Annotated in this window: 9 protein-coding genes and 1 riboswitch; of the genes, 3 read left to right on the top strand and 6 right to left on the bottom strand. The window is 66.5% G+C overall.

Going from position 1 to position 13,553, the window contains the following annotated elements; translation table 11 throughout:
* Positions 1-34: 34 nt before the first annotated feature.
* The 5 genes from LJ737_RS03415 to LJ737_RS03395 all read right to left on the bottom strand — a co-directional run bounded on the left by LJ737_RS03415 (position 35) and on the right by LJ737_RS03395 (position 4,953).
* Positions 35-628 carry a gluconate 2-dehydrogenase subunit 3 family protein gene (locus LJ737_RS03415; RefSeq protein WP_227762985.1) on the bottom strand — a complete coding sequence of 198 codons (594 nt, stop codon included), beginning with the start codon at positions 626-628 and terminating at the stop codon, positions 35-37.
* Positions 629-715: 87 nt separating this feature from the next.
* Positions 716-1,711 (bottom strand): SDR family oxidoreductase, encoded by a 996-nt coding sequence (locus LJ737_RS03410; protein WP_410779942.1) that lies wholly within the window; start codon positions 1,709-1,711, stop codon positions 716-718.
* Positions 1,712-1,897: 186 nt separating this feature from the next.
* Entirely contained in the window at positions 1,898-2,206 is a 309-nt protein-coding gene (locus LJ737_RS03405) for a hypothetical protein (RefSeq protein WP_227762983.1), read from the bottom strand.
* 221 nt (positions 2,207-2,427) lie between these two features.
* A complete protein-coding gene (locus tag LJ737_RS03400) occupies positions 2,428-3,564 on the bottom strand; it encodes an alkene reductase (RefSeq protein WP_227762981.1) in 1,137 nt (378 codons plus the stop codon).
* 291 nt (positions 3,565-3,855) lie between these two features.
* The gene (locus LJ737_RS03395) at positions 3,856-4,953 is read right to left on the bottom strand and encodes a PA14 domain-containing protein (RefSeq protein ID WP_227762980.1); all 1,098 of its coding nucleotides are present in this window, start codon (positions 4,951-4,953) and stop codon (positions 3,856-3,858) included.
* A 141-nt stretch (positions 4,954-5,094) separates the two neighbouring features.
* Here LJ737_RS03395 and LJ737_RS26860 point away from each other — a divergent pair, with 141 nt between their 5' ends.
* Both LJ737_RS26860 and LJ737_RS03390 read left to right on the top strand, forming a co-directional pair.
* A complete protein-coding gene (locus tag LJ737_RS26860; protein ID WP_262907824.1) occupies positions 5,095-5,229 on the top strand; it encodes a hypothetical protein in 135 nt (44 codons plus the stop codon).
* Positions 5,230-5,426: 197 nt separating this feature from the next.
* Complete coding sequence (locus tag LJ737_RS03390) at positions 5,427-7,355, top strand: peptide-N-glycosidase F-related protein (RefSeq protein ID WP_227762979.1); 1,929 nt, start codon at positions 5,427-5,429, stop codon at positions 7,353-7,355.
* Between the two features lie 69 nt (positions 7,356-7,424).
* Here LJ737_RS03390 and LJ737_RS03385 read toward each other — a convergent pair whose 3' ends face one another.
* Complete coding sequence (locus tag LJ737_RS03385; protein ID WP_227762978.1) at positions 7,425-9,446, bottom strand: flagellin family protein; 2,022 nt, start codon at positions 9,444-9,446, stop codon at positions 7,425-7,427.
* A gap of 173 nt (positions 9,447-9,619) precedes the next feature.
* A riboswitch (SAM riboswitch) is annotated at positions 9,620-9,735 on the top strand.
* A gap of 70 nt (positions 9,736-9,805) precedes the next feature.
* Between LJ737_RS03385 and metH the strand changes: the two genes are divergently transcribed.
* Positions 9,806-13,549: a methionine synthase gene (gene metH / locus LJ737_RS03380; protein ID WP_227762977.1), complete on the top strand. Its 3,744-nt coding sequence runs from the start codon at positions 9,806-9,808 to the stop codon at positions 13,547-13,549.
* Positions 13,550-13,553 lie beyond the last annotated feature (4 nt).

The following is a 13,553-nucleotide window of genomic DNA, read 5'->3' as shown; positions in this document are numbered from 1 at the left end:
CTCAAAACGGCAAACGCACCATTCCACCACCTCACTAGTTCACTTCCTCCGGCTCCCGGTCTTCGCGCGTATCGAGGCCGATGCGCGTCCAAGCGGGCAGGTCGGCCATGCCGACGTAGCCGATTTCCTCTTGGGCTAGCGGATGGGAGTAGTACAGAATGGTGGCTTCGGCCAGCAGTTCCTCGAAAAAGCGCGGCGCATCGACTTTCAGCCACAGGTCGCCGGGGGCGGTGCCGGCCTGCACGGCTTGCAGCACGGCGTCCTGCTCGGCCGCGGCCAGGGCCGCAAACTCCCGCCCGAACTGCGCCTGCGCCGCCTGTTGAATGCCGCCGAGGCCGAGGCGGTAGGCTTCGCGGTCGGGCGGCAGCGCGTCGTAGCGCCAGCCGTCGGCCTTGCCGCTGTGCAGCCGCTCGTCGATGCCCGCGGGCAGGTCGATGGCGCCCGCAGGGCGGTCGGGCTGCGGCAGCAGGCGGGCGCACACGGCCCCGAGCAGCCGGTACGTGTCGGCGTCGAAGAACTGCGGCTGGTAGGGCGGCGCGTCGAGGCGCTCTTGCAGGGCGGCGCGGGTGGCCTCGCTCACGTGGGGCGACTCCAGCAGGGCCCGTACGGTGCCAGGGGGATATTTCATAAAGGTGAGATGGTGAATTTGTGAACTTGTGAATGGGCATTGCGCGGCCCCCATTGACCTTCGCAACTTCACCTTTCACAACTTCACCTATTGGTCGCTGCTCAGTTTGCCGCCGGTGACGTGCACCAGCGAGCCGGTCATGAAGGAGCCGTCCTGCGAGGCCAGCAGCACGTAAGCCGGGGCCAGTTCCTCGGGCTGGCCGGGACGCTTCAGGGCGACTTCGTGGCCGAACTTCTCGATTTCCTCCCGCGGCATGGTACCGGGAATGTTGGGCGTCCACACCGGGCCGGGCACCACGCAGTTGACGCGGATGCCCTTGTCGCCGAGGTACTGGGCCAGGCTCTTCACCAGGGCGTGAATGGCCGACTTGGTGCAGGCGTAATCCACCAGCAGCGGAATACCGGTCAGGCCCACGATACTGCCGGTGCAGATGATACTGTCGCCCTTCTTCAGGTGCGGAATGGCGGCCTGGGCCATCCAGATGTAGCCAAGGATGTTGGTGTCGAAGGTGCGGCGGATCTGCTCCTCCGGAATGTCCTCGAACTTCTCCTGCGCCATCTGGAAGGCGGCGTTGTTGACGAGCACGTTCAGCCCACCCAGTTCCTTGGTGGTGCGGCGCACGGCCTGCTTGCACTGCTCCGGGTCGCGCACGTCGAGCTTGAGCAGCAAGCAGCGACGTTTCTGCGCTTCCACCAAGCGCATGGTTTCGCGCGCGTCCACGTCGTTTTCGTTGTAGAGCACGGCCACGTCGGCGCCCTCCATGGCGAAGGCCAGCGCCACGGCCCGCCCGATGCCCGAGTCAGCGCCGGTTATCAGCGCAATCTTGCCCTTGAGCTTGCCGGCGGGCAGGTAACCGGAGAGGTTAGAGTCGGGCTGCAGCTTCATGTCGGCCTGCTTGGCCGGATAGGGCAGCTTTTGGGCGTGCTCCTTCATCTGGGCGGCCGTGGGGCGCTTTTCGCGCTTGGGCGCCGGGGCTTTGGTCGCCTTGGTTGCGGACTTGGGCGCCGGAGCCGGCTGGTCGGCGGCGGGCGGGGCCGGGCGGGCCGGGGCGGCTTTGGGAGTAGTAGATTTCTTGGCAGCCATAGGGAGGCGGGCGTCGGAATTGGTTGTGCCCTAGGCCTTACGCAAAAGCTCAGCAGAAAGCCGAGCCGTGGCGGTGACGTGCAGCATACCCACTTCCTATCCCAGCCGCCAATGCAAAATGCGCGGCCATCATAAAACTATATACTACGGCTAAAGCTAAACTGAGCTGATTGTGCCGCAGCACGGCTAATCTTGACTCCACTCATAGCCTAGCTTGAGGAAGTCATCAGGAAAGCGCTTGGTGTAATGATTCATCCGCACCCGCCCCAGGTCATGCATACGGAAAGGATCCAACATAAAATTGACTTCGAAAATGGAGCGGGTCATTACCATTTCCAGGGGCTGATTCCATGACCCGGTCCAGTAATACACAGATATGCTTGTGGGATCCATCTTGGCGATGTTGCCTCTACCTTCGCCATGCTTAAAGCCACAGTTTGTAACAGCAGGTTTGTTCCTAAAAAGCACAGGGGCCCCTTCTCGCAGCTCAGCCATGATTAGTATAGTTTTAGGGTAAACTGAAAATAGTCAATGTGTTTTAATAATTAAATTTATTATATATAAAGTCATGTAATTTTTTGAGAATATGGTTGATTCATCTCCCTACCCAGACAGTGCTAAGAAACAACTTTTAAAAACACCAAATCCCCGAGCCTACAGAAGAGGTTCGGGGATTTGGTGTTTTGTAGCTGGTAGCCCACTTTGGCACTACTAGCTCAATTGCTTTGGTACTCCGCGGCCTTTTCCGGCTGCGTCGCTTCGTGCAGCGAGGGGTAGTCGATGTAGCCCTTGTCGCCGGGCACGTAGAAGGTGGCGAAGTCGGGCTGGTTCAGGGCCGCGCTCTGCTCGAAGCGGGCCACGAGGTCGGGGTTGGCAATGAAGGGCACGCCGAAGGCAATCAGGTCAGCTTCGTTGTTGGCCAGCGCCGCTTCGGCGGTTTCCTGGGTGTAGCCCCCGTTCAGGATGAATGTGTTCTGGAAGATGCGGCGCAAGGCGGGGGCAATGGCCGGCTTGCCTTCCGCACGGGCCATGGGGTGGCCGGGCAGGGGCTCGAGCACGTGCAGGTAGGCCAGCCCGAAGCGGTTCAGCTGCTCGGCCAAGTAGCTAAACGTGGCGGTGGGGTTGGAGTCCTGAATGCTGGCGCCGCCTTGGGGCGCAATGCGCAGGCCCACCCGGTCGGCACCCAGCTCCTCGACCACGGCCTGCACCACTTCCAGCACGAAGCGGCTGCGGTTTTCCACCGAGCCGCCGTACTCGTCGGTGCGCTGGTTGGCGCCGTCCTGCAGGAACTGGTCGAGCAGGTAGCCGTTGGCGCCGTGGATTTCCACGCCGTCGAAGCCGGCGGCTTTGGCGTTGCGGGCGCCCAGGCGGAACTGCTCCACCACACCGGGAATTTCGCTCAGCTCCAGCGCGCGGGGCGTGGGCACTTCCTCAAACCCGGCGCCGGTGAAGGCCTTCACGCCCTCGGGCTTGATGGCCGACGGCGCCACGGGCAGCTCCCCGTTGTGGAAGTAGGGGTGCGACACCCGGCCCACGTGCCAGAGCTGGGCGAAGATGCGCCCGCCGGCGGCGTGCACCGCGTCGGTTACCTTGCGCCAGGCAGCCACCTGGGCGTCGGAATAAATGCCGGGCGTGTTGATGTACCCGACGCCTTGCTTCGACACCTGGGTGCCCTCGGTGATGATGAGGCCCGCCGTGGCGCGCTGCACGTAGTAGGTGACGACGGAATCAGTCGCGGCGTTTTCCGGGTTGGTGGCGCGGCTGCGCGTCATGGGCGCCATGACCAGGCGGTTGGGCAGCTCGATGGCGCCTAGCTGGTAAGACGAAAACAGGTGGGGCGTGTGATGGCTCATGGGGTAAAGCAAATGGGGGCCGGCGCATCCGGCCTGGTGGTTTTCAGATTGTCAAGCGCCCGGTTTTGGGCGCAATGGCAGTCAAACCCCGAATTACCTCCCGCGGTTATGGCCGAGCCGTTCTTCCTGCGGTATACTCCGAGAAACCACGCGCCGAATCCCGGGCTGTTTGAGCAGCCCGTCTATAGCAAGACTCCGTCATCCTTCGTCCTCGCCTGATGCGCGACCCGGGCAGGCCGACGGTTTCGAATCGGCTTACTCGCTTCCCCTTTCCCAAGCGCGCCCCCTCCTCTAACGCGCCACCAGCTCCACGCGGCGGTTGCGCGGGCGCTGCTGCGGGTCGCGGTTATCGGCCACGGGGCGGGTGCCGCCGTAGCCCACGGCCGTCAGGCGCAGCGAGTCGATGCCGCGCCGGAGCAAGTAGGCCCGCACCACGCGCGCCCGCTGCTCGGACAGCACCTGGTTTTTGTGCGGGTCGCCCACGTTGTCGGTGTGGCCCGCTATTTCAAACCGCCGGTCCGGCTGCTCGCGCAGCAGGCGCACCAAACGGCCCAACTCCGGCTCGGAGCTGGGCAGTAGCCGGGCCTGGCTCTGCACAAAGTAGATGCGTTTCAGGGCCAGGGCCTCGCCGCGGCGCAGCTTGCTCAAATCCGTCAGGGAGTCGCCGAAAATCCGGCCGGGCGGCACCAGGGTCGGGCGCGCGGGCGCCGCCGGGGTGCGCCGCGGCGCCACCACCCGGCGCACCGGCGTGGCAGCCGGGCGGGTGGCCGGTGGCCTGCTCGCCAGCAGCTGGGGCGGAGTCCGCGGCGCCGGCACTGCCGCTACTACTGGCGCGGGCGCCGGGGGCTGGGGTTTCGGGACCGGCTTGGCCGAAGTCGGCAGGGCGGCAAAAAACGCCTGCTGCCCCACGGGCACCAGCGCCGAGCTGTTGGGCAGGCGCCAGCGCAGCACGGCGCGGCTGTCCAGAATGGTTTGGAAGTAGTCGACGCGCAGGCGGTAGTAGCGGCCGGCTTCCAAGCGCAGGCGCACCGAAGCCGGTACGTGGTCATGCTCGCGCCAGGCGTCGATGATGCGCTTGCCGCCCACCCACACGCGCAGCCCGTCGTCCATCACGGTCGAAAACTCGTACTCGCCCGTCGTCGGAGCCAGCAGGTAGCCCTCCCAGCGCACCGAAAAAAATTCCGGCCCGAGGCCTTTCACCGGCGGCTGTTTTTTCCAGTCGAAGTCGATAACTGCGTCGCGGCGGCGCAGAATCAGGGTTTCGAAGTTGGTGCCGTTGTAGTAAGAAGCCTGCAGGCCGGTACCCGCGGGCAGGGCCGGGCCCGGTTGCTGAGCCTGGCCGCGCAGGACCGCCAGCAGCGCCGCGACAAATAGCGTAAGGGTGCGCATGGAGGAAAAGAAAAACAACGCGAAAAAAGCGGTTTCCGTGTTGGCCCGCGGGCCGCGCGGTCAGCCGCAGCCAACTCCCTCAGCCTGAAGCCGTATGCCTGAGGGCAAGTGCGATTCACCCAGCCACTTGCCCTTACTACCATGCCGACCAAGAAAACCACCGCTTCGCACTCGACGACCCATAAAAAAGAAGATCCGTGCTGGAAAGGCTACGAGCAAGCCGGCACCAAGAAAAAGGACGGCAAGACCGTACCGAACTGCGTCAAGAAAGACTAGCGCGCCCCGCGCCCCCGATACCCCAGCCCCGGCCCTCCGCCGGGGCTTTTTTTGGGCTCAGGCGCCGCTTTTCCAGCTGCTTTCCCCGAAGGAAGCCGGTCCGTGCGGTGGCTTAAGTTGCCGCTCGTACTTTAGCCCCGCACCTACCCACCCGCTAGTATAATTCCCTCCACCTCAACCACCTTACCCCTGATCAGATGGTTAAACATCTACTCCTGTGGCTGACACTGGCGCTGGGCAGCCTGGCCGCTGCGCCGGCCGCATCGGCCGCCCCCGGCGACACCACCCGCGTGGTGGTATTCAGCAACCGCCCGCTCACCCGCTACGGCAACTACGACACCACGGCCACGCTGCCGGCCGCCGGGCGCTACCGCAAAATTCTGCTGCACTACGTGCTCGGGCGCTACGCCTGCCCGCCCGGCGCGCAGTACTGCGGCTCCTGGGACTACACCACCCGCGTGCTGCTGATGCCGCCCGCCAACGATACGGTGGAACTGGCCCGCATCATCACACCCTACGCCACCGATTGGCTGGCCCAGAACCGCCGCCACGACTTTGTGCAGGACGTAACCGACTACGCCCCGCTGCTCAAGGGCCCGCGCGGCCTGCGCTTCCTCTACGACGGCTATTCTTGGGGCTTCACCCTCACGCTCTACCTGGAGTTTATCGAGGGCACGCCGCCGCAGGACGCCCTCGCGGTGAAGAACGTGTACGACGGCAACTTCCTCTACGGCAGCGCCACCGACCTGCTGGAAAACCACCTGTCGGCCAAGACGGTGACGCCCCCCGCGGGTAGCAGCCGCACCGTGCTCAAGAGCTTCATCACCGGCCACGGCGCCGACTCGCGCAACTGCGCCGAGTTCTGCCGCAAAAACTACACGCTCAAGCTCAACGGCACCGCCGTGGCCACCACCGACCTCTGGCGCGCCGACTGCGGCCTGAACCCGGTGTCGCCGCAAACGGGCACCTGGGTGTACAACCGCAGCAACTGGTGCCCCGGCAGCGCGGTGACGCCGCTCTACCACGACATCACCGCGGGGCTGAGCGGCGGCTCGGCCAGCGTCGACATCGACATGGCGCCCTACCTGATTTCCAACCAGGCCAACGTGAGTGCCCGCTGGATCTGGCAAACCCAGGCCATCAGCTACAGCGCCCCCAACTTCACGGCCGACGCGGCCCTGGAGCGCATCATCGCCCCCACCACCGACCCCAACTTCCGCCGCGACAACCCCATCTGCGACGCGCCCAAGGTGACGCTGCGCAACACTGGCTCGGCCTCGCTCACGGCCGCCACCATCCGCTACCGCGTGGGCAGCAGCCCTTGGCGCACCTACCAGTGGACGGGCAACCTGGCGTTTTTGGAGCAGACCGACGTGGCGCTGCCGCCCGTGCCGGCCGATTTTCCGGGCCAGTCGGTGTTTAAGGTTTACGTGATGACGCCCAACGGCCAGCCCGACCAGAACCACTACAACGACACGCTCACGGCCCGCTTCAGCGCCGTGAGCGTACTGCCGCCGAGCTTCGTGGTGAGCCTGCTGACCAACAACTCCACCGTTGCCGGCGGCCTGAGCCAGACCTCCTGGACTCTGACCGACGCCGCCGGCCAGACCGTGGCCAGCCGCACCGGCGCGCTGCCCGCCACCACCTACAACGACACCCTGCGCCTGGCCCAGGGCTGCTACACGCTCAGCATCAACGACTCCGGCTGCGACGGGCTGGCCTGGTGGGCCAATGCCGCCGGGGGAACCGGCAGCCTGCGCCTGCTGGGCTTGAACAGCGCGGTCCTGAACACCATCAACCCCGACTTTGGCTGCCAGGCCCAGCTGCGCTTTTCGGTAACGCAAGCCCTGGCCAGCGCCCCTGCCCGCGCCCTGGCCGCCCTCGAGGTGTACCCCAACCCCGCCCAGGACGGCCGCTTTACCCTCGACCTGAACCTGCCCACCCGCCAGGACGTGCACGTGCAGGTGCGCAGCGTGACGGGCCAGCTCGTGCACCACGCCACGCTTCCGCAGGTACAGGCCGTCCAGCGTCCGCTCGACCTGCACCGCCTGCCCGCCGGCGTGTACCTATTGGAATGCCGCGGCCAGAACGGCCTGCAGCTGCACCGCCGCCTGCTGATTCCGTAAGCGCGCCGTTGAGCATCAAAAAAGCCCTGGCCAGCTCTGGCCAGGGCTTTTTTGATGCCTAAACTCAACCTACTCCTGCACCACGAGCCGCAGGGGCTTGGCGCCGGCCACGCGCAGCCAGTACTGGCCGGCCGGTAGCTTTTGCGTGGGCACCGCCAGCGTTCCGTCGGCCGCGGCGACCGGGCGGGCCACGGTGCGGCCCAGCAGGTCGGTGAGCAGGGCAGCGGTGCCGGCGGGCAGCTGGGTGCGCAGCAACTCGCCGCGGCGCAGGGGGTTGGGGTAGGCGGCCAGGGTAGTTCCGCCGCTGCGCACCGCCACGACGGCCGTGGTGGCCGACTGCCCGTCGAAGTCGACCTGTCGCACGCGGTAGTACACCGTACCGGCGGGCGGTTGGGCGTCGTAGGCGGCGTAGCGGCGGGCGCTGGTGCTGTGGCCGGCGCCGGGCACCCGCTCGCCGAAGGCAGCGAAGCGCACCCCGTCGAGGCTGCGCTCCAGCTGGAAGTACGCGTTGTTTTTCTCCTGGGCCGTGGCCCAGCTGAGCTGCACCCGGCCGGCCGCCCACGCGGCGCCGAAGTGCGTCCAGCTCACCGGCAGCGGCGTGGTGTTGCCGCTGGTGCGGAAGATGAGCGTGTTCACGCCGCCGTCGGTGGCGCCGTTGGGTGGAAATTCGGCCAGGCCCGGCGAGGTGGAAATGCCGCCACGGCCGCCGCTGAGGCTGTAGCTGAAGCCGGTCAGGTCGGCCCCGCTGCTGACGCTGATGTAGCCCGCGCCACCGCCGCCGCCCGGACCGTAAGCTTTGATGACGGTGTTGACGGTATTGCCCCCGGTGCCGCCGTTGGCGCTGGTGGCCACGCTCACCGCGCCCGCCGTCAGCAAAATGGCCCCGCCGCCGCCGCCGCCGCCGGCCCCGTCGGCAAACGAGGTGCCGCCGTTGGACGCAGCGCCCGGTGCCCCGTCGGCCACGACGCTGCCGCTGCCGGTGATGGCCCCGCCAATCAGGTATACCAACCCACCGCCATTACCACCGACGCCCGCCACGGCCGTGTTGCCGTCGCCGCTGCCGCCGCCGCCGCCCAAGAACACCCGCCCGAGTTCGTACGGGAGCGGCCGACCGCCCAGGCCGCCAGTGTTGGGGCGGCTATAGGTGCCCCAGCTGCTTTGGCCGGGCCCCACCGCCAACGCGTCGAGGTCGTTGTCGGATACGCCGTAGCCCCCGCGCCCCCCGCCCGACGACCCGCTGTTGGCAAAGCCGGCGCCTTCCAGATTCCAGGCCGTGGCCCATCCGGGCGTACTCACGTTGGGCCGCCCGGTACCGGTCCACACCGCCGGGTCGCCGCCGTTGGCCCCGCCGCCGCCGCCAGCGTTAACGGAGTTGCCCCCGCCCCCACCGTTGGCCGCGGCCCCACGGCCGCGGCTGCCGCCGGCATAGCTGCTGGCGTAGCCGGCCACGCCCTCGCCTTTTTCCCCGCCGGTGTTGCCCGCGCCAAGGTAGTTGGCGTTGTTGTCCACTCCGTTGTTGACGAAGGCCCCGCCCCGGAAGCCTAGGCCCGTGGCGGTGATGCTGCCGTTGACCGTGATGGTGCCCTGGGCTTCCAGGGCCACTACCCCGCCGCTGGTGCCGTTCCAGGCCTGCCCCGTGAGGGAGCCACCGCTGCCGATGGTCACGCCGGTGTAGCGCGGAATGCGTACCACCTGCGCCCCGTCATTGGCCGTGTAGGACTGGGCAAGGGGCTGACTCAGCGCCAGGGTGCCGCCCGTCACGGCCTGCACCACGGCCAGCTCGTAGTTGCCGGCGTTGCGCAGGTTGGTTACCGCGCCGTAGGCGGCCGTGTTGGCGTTGTTGATGAGCGCGCCCTGCATCTGAATGATGAGCACCAAGTCGCCGGCGCTCAGGCCGGCGGCGCTGGCCACGGTCACGGTCGTGCTGCCGGCCGTGGCGTTGGCGGCCAGCCGCGTGTACTGGTTCACCACGGTGCCGGCGGCGTTGATGGTCAGCGCGCCGTCTTTGCCGGCCTGCGCGCGGGCTCCGAGCGCAGCCAGGCTTAAAATTCCTACTACAATTGGTTTACAGGTGTGTCGCAGTAGCCTCATAAACAGTGACGTTAGCCTATCGAAAATGTCAGCATCCCGGAATGGTCCATGCTTTCCCAAAATCGCACAAATGTAGTGGCAGCTAGCTGGTAAGCTGTTTATAGATATATGATTTTTTTCATGGTTTATTGTTCTGATTTGTTAATGCGTACCCGCTGATTTATCTTCGCTGTAGCTTATCCAGAAAGACCGAGGGACTGGGCCCTGTGACGTCTTAGCAACCGGCCATTGCGGCAGAGGTGCTAACTCCCATCCGAGGCGGCGTGCCCGCGTTCGGAAAAGATGAGCGGAACCGGCACTTTCCGAAGTAGCTGGGGCTTTCTGGATAGCGCCTTGCGCACCTTAATTCCGAAAGCCACATGCCGACTCTGCCCGCCTCTCCCCTCGCCGACCTGCTCCGCCGCCGCGTCCTCGTGCTCGACGGCGCCATGGGCACCATGATTCAGCGCCACCAGCTCACCGAGGAGGATTTCCGCGGGGAGCGGTTCAAAGACCACGCGAAGCCCCTGCGCGGCAACAACGACTTGCTGTGTCTGACGCGCCCCGACGTGGTGCGCGGCATTCACGCCGAGTACTTCGCCGCGGGCGCCGACATCGTCGAAACCAACACATTCAGCGGCACCACCGTGGCCCAGGCCGACTACGCCTTGGAGCACATCGTGTACGAGCTGAACTACGAGGCTGCCCGCCTGGCCCGCTCGGCCGCCGACGAGTACAGCACGCCCGAGCGGCCGCGTTTCGTGGCCGGCGCCATCGGGCCGACGAACCGCACGGCCTCGCTCTCGCCCGACGTGAACCGGCCCGGCTTCCGCGCCATTACCTTCGACGAGCTGGCCGAAGCCTACCACGAGCAGGTGCGCGGCCTCATCGACGGCGGCTCCGACGCGCTGCTGATCGAAACCATCTTCGACACGCTCAACGCCAAAGCGGCCCTGTTTGCCGCCCAGCGCTTTTTCGACGAGGGCGGCCGGGTGGTGCCCATCATGATTTCGGGCACCATCACTGACGCCTCGGGCCGCACGCTGAGCGGGCAGACGGTGGAGGCGTTCTGGAACTCCATGCGCCATTTGCCCATCCTGAGCATCGGCCTGAACTGCGCCCTCGGGGCCAAGCAACTGAAAGTGTACCTGCAGGAGCTCAGCCGCCTCGCCGACTGCTACATCTCGGCCTACCCCAACGCGGGCCTGCCCAACGCCTTCGGCGGCTACGACGAATCGGCCCAGGAATTTGCGGCGGTGCTGGAAGAGTACCTGCAGGAAGGCCTGGTGAACATCGTGGGCGGCTGCTGCGGCACCACCCCGCTGCACATTGCCGAGGCTGCCAAGGTATCGGAGCGCTACCAGCCGCGCCAGCTGCCGGTGCGCCCCCGGGCCACCCGGCTGAGCGGGCTGGAGCCGCTGAATATCTACCCCGAAAGCTTGTTCGTGAACGTGGGCGAGCGGTGCAACGTGACTGGCTCCCGCGCCTTTGCCCGCCTCATCCGGGCCGGGCAGTTCGACGAAGCCGTGGCCGTGGCTCGGGCCCAGGTGGAAGGCGGCGCCCAGGTGCTCGACGTGAACATGGACGAGGGCCTCTTGGACTCGGTGGCGGCCATGACCAACTTCCTCAATCTGCTGGCCTCGGAGCCCGACGTGGCCCGACTGCCCATCATGATTGACTCCTCGAAGTGGGAGGTGCTCGAAGCCGGCCTGAAGTGCACCCAGGGCAAGAGCATCGTCAACTCCATTTCGCTGAAAGAGGGCGAGGAGGTGTTCCGGCACCACGCCCGGCTGGTGCGCGCCTACGGGGCCTCGGTTATCGTCATGGCCTTCGACGAGCAGGGCCAGGCCGACTCCTACCAGCGCCGCATCGACATCTGCCAGCGCGCCTACCGCATCCTCACCGAGGAAGTAGGCCTGCCAGCCGAGGACATCATCTTCGACCCGAACATCCTCACCGTGGGCACCGGCATCGAGGAGCACCGCCGCTACGCCATCGACTTCATCGAGGCCGTGCGCTGGATCAAGCAGCACCTGCCCGGCGCCCTCACCAGCGGCGGCGTGTCGAACATCAGCTTCGCCTTCCGGGGCCAGGACGTGGTGCGCGAGGCCATGCACGCGGCTTTCCTCTACCACGCCATCCAGGCCGGGCTGGACATGGGCATCGTCAACCCCAGCCAGCTGGCCGTGTACGACGAGGTGCCCAAGCCCCTGCTCGAAGCCGTGGAAGACGTGCTCTTCGACCGCCGCGACGACGCCACCGAGCGGCTGGTGCAGCTGGGCGAGCTGCTGAGTTTGACCAAAGGCACGGCTGCCGCCAAAGCGGTGGAAACCGACACCTGGCGCAGCTGGCCGGTGGAAAAGCGCCTGGAGCACGCCCTGGTGAAGGGTATTACCGACTACATCGACGCCGATACCGAAGAAACTTTGAAGCTGCTCGGCCGCCCGCTGGCCGTCATCGAAGGCCCGCTGATGGCCGGCATGACGGTAGTCGGTGACCTGTTCGGGGCGGGCAAGATGTTTTTGCCGCAGGTGGTGAAGTCGGCCCGCGTGATGAAGCGCGCCGTGGCCTGGCTGGAGCCCTACATGCAGGCCGAGCGCGACGCGGCGGCCGCCGCTGGCGGCACCCAGGCCCGGCAGACGGCCGGTAAGGTGCTGCTGGCCACCGTGAAGGGCGACGTGCACGACATCGGCAAGAACATCGTGGGCGTGGTGCTGGCCTGCAACAACTACGAGGTCATCGACCTGGGCGTAATGGTGCCGCTGGAAAAGATTGTGGACGAGGCCGAGCGGCAGCAGGCCGACATCGTGGGGCTGAGCGGGCTGATTACGCCCTCGCTCGATGAAATGGTGTACGTGGCCCAGGCCCTGGAAAAGCGCCAGCTGCGCGTGCCCCTGCTCATCGGCGGGGCCACCACCTCGCGCCTGCACACGGCCGTGCGCATCGCGCCGGCTTACAAGGGCCCGGTGATTCACGTCAACGATGCCTCGCGGGCCGTGCCGGTGGCCTCGCAGCTGCTGGGCTTGGGCCGCGACGCCTTCGCCAACGACGTGGCCCAGGAGTACCTGCAGCTGCGCGACGACCACGCCGGCCGCCAGCGCAACAAGGACTACGTGCCCATCGCGGAAGCCCGCCGCCAAAAATTCCAGGCCGACTGGGCCGCCGCCGACATCGTGAAGCCCTCGTTCCTCGGCGCCAGGGTGTTCGAGGACTACCCGCTCACCGAGCTACTGCCCTACATCGACTGGACGCCCTTCTTCCACGCCTGGGAGCTGAAAGGCCGCTACCCGCGCATCCTGGATGATGCCACGTACGGCGAGGCGGCCCGCAAGCTGTTCGAGGACGGGCAGGCCCTGCTCCAGCGCATCATCGACGAGAAGCTGCTGACAGCCCGCGCCACGGTGGGCTTCTGGCCGGCCAACACGGTGGATTCGGACACCATCGAAATCTACGCTGACGACTCGCGCCAGCAGGTGCAGGCCGAAACCTTCACCCTGCGCCAGCAGAGCCTGAAAGCCGCCGGCCTGCCCTACCTGGCCTTCTCCGACTTCCTCGCGCCCAAAGAATCCGGCCGCGCCGACTACCTCGGCGGTTTCGCCGTGACGGCCGGCATCGGGCTGGACGAGCTGGTGGCCGAGTTCGACGCCCAGCACGACGACTACTCCGGCATTCTGGCCAAGGCCCTGGCCGACCGCCTCGCCGAAGCCCTGGCCGAGCGCCTGCACGAGCGGGTGCGCCGGGAGCTGTGGGGCTACGCGCCGCAGGAGCACCTGACCAACGAGGACCTGATTAAGGAGGAATACCGCGGCATCCGCCCGGCGCCCGGCTACCCCGGCTGCCCCGACCACACCGAGAAAATCGTGCTGTTCGAGCTGCTCGGCGGCAGCGAGCAAACCGGCATCACCCTCACCGAAAACCTGGCCATGTACCCCACGGCGGCCGTCAGCGGCTTCTACTACTCGCACCCCGAGGCGCGCTACTTCGGCCTGGGCCGCATCGCCCAGGACCAGGTGCAGGACTTGGCCCGCCGCAAAGGAATGCCGGTTGCCGAGCTGGAGCGGTGGTTGTCGCCGAACCTGAACTACGAGCCGTCCGCCGAACCGGCGACGGTAACGGCCGGGTAACCAG

The sequence above is a fragment of the Hymenobacter sp. 15J16-1T3B genome, from assembly GCF_020711235.1.
Classification (GTDB): Bacteria; Bacteroidota; Bacteroidia; order Cytophagales; family Hymenobacteraceae; genus Solirubrum.
The sequence above is the reverse complement of the archived record's forward strand: the minus strand, read 5'-3'. Positions and strand labels throughout refer to the sequence as shown.

Bases quoted from the DNA above. Each gene is read 5' to 3' on its own strand.
- LJ737_RS03415 (WP_227762985.1), bottom strand. From the start codon at position 628: ATGAAATATCCCCCTGGCACCGTACGGGCCCTGCTGGAGTCGCCCCAC.
- LJ737_RS03410 (WP_410779942.1), bottom strand. From the start codon at position 1,711: ATGGCTGCCAAGAAATCTACTACTCCCAAAGCCGCCCCGGCCCGCCCG.
- LJ737_RS03405 (WP_227762983.1), bottom strand. From the start codon at position 2,206: ATGGCTGAGCTGCGAGAAGGGGCCCCTGTGCTTTTTAGGAACAAACCT.
- LJ737_RS03400 (WP_227762981.1), bottom strand. From the start codon at position 3,564: ATGAGCCATCACACGCCCCACCTGTTTTCGTCTTACCAGCTAGGCGCC.
- LJ737_RS03395 (WP_227762980.1), bottom strand. From the start codon at position 4,953: ATGCGCACCCTTACGCTATTTGTCGCGGCGCTGCTGGCGGTCCTGCGC.
- LJ737_RS26860 (WP_262907824.1), top strand. From the start codon at position 5,095: ATGCCGACCAAGAAAACCACCGCTTCGCACTCGACGACCCATAAAAAA.
- LJ737_RS03390 (WP_227762979.1), top strand. From the start codon at position 5,427: ATGGTTAAACATCTACTCCTGTGGCTGACACTGGCGCTGGGCAGCCTG.
- LJ737_RS03385 (WP_227762978.1), bottom strand. From the start codon at position 9,446: ATGAGGCTACTGCGACACACCTGTAAACCAATTGTAGTAGGAATTTTA.
- metH (WP_227762977.1), top strand. From the start codon at position 9,806: ATGCCGACTCTGCCCGCCTCTCCCCTCGCCGACCTGCTCCGCCGCCGC.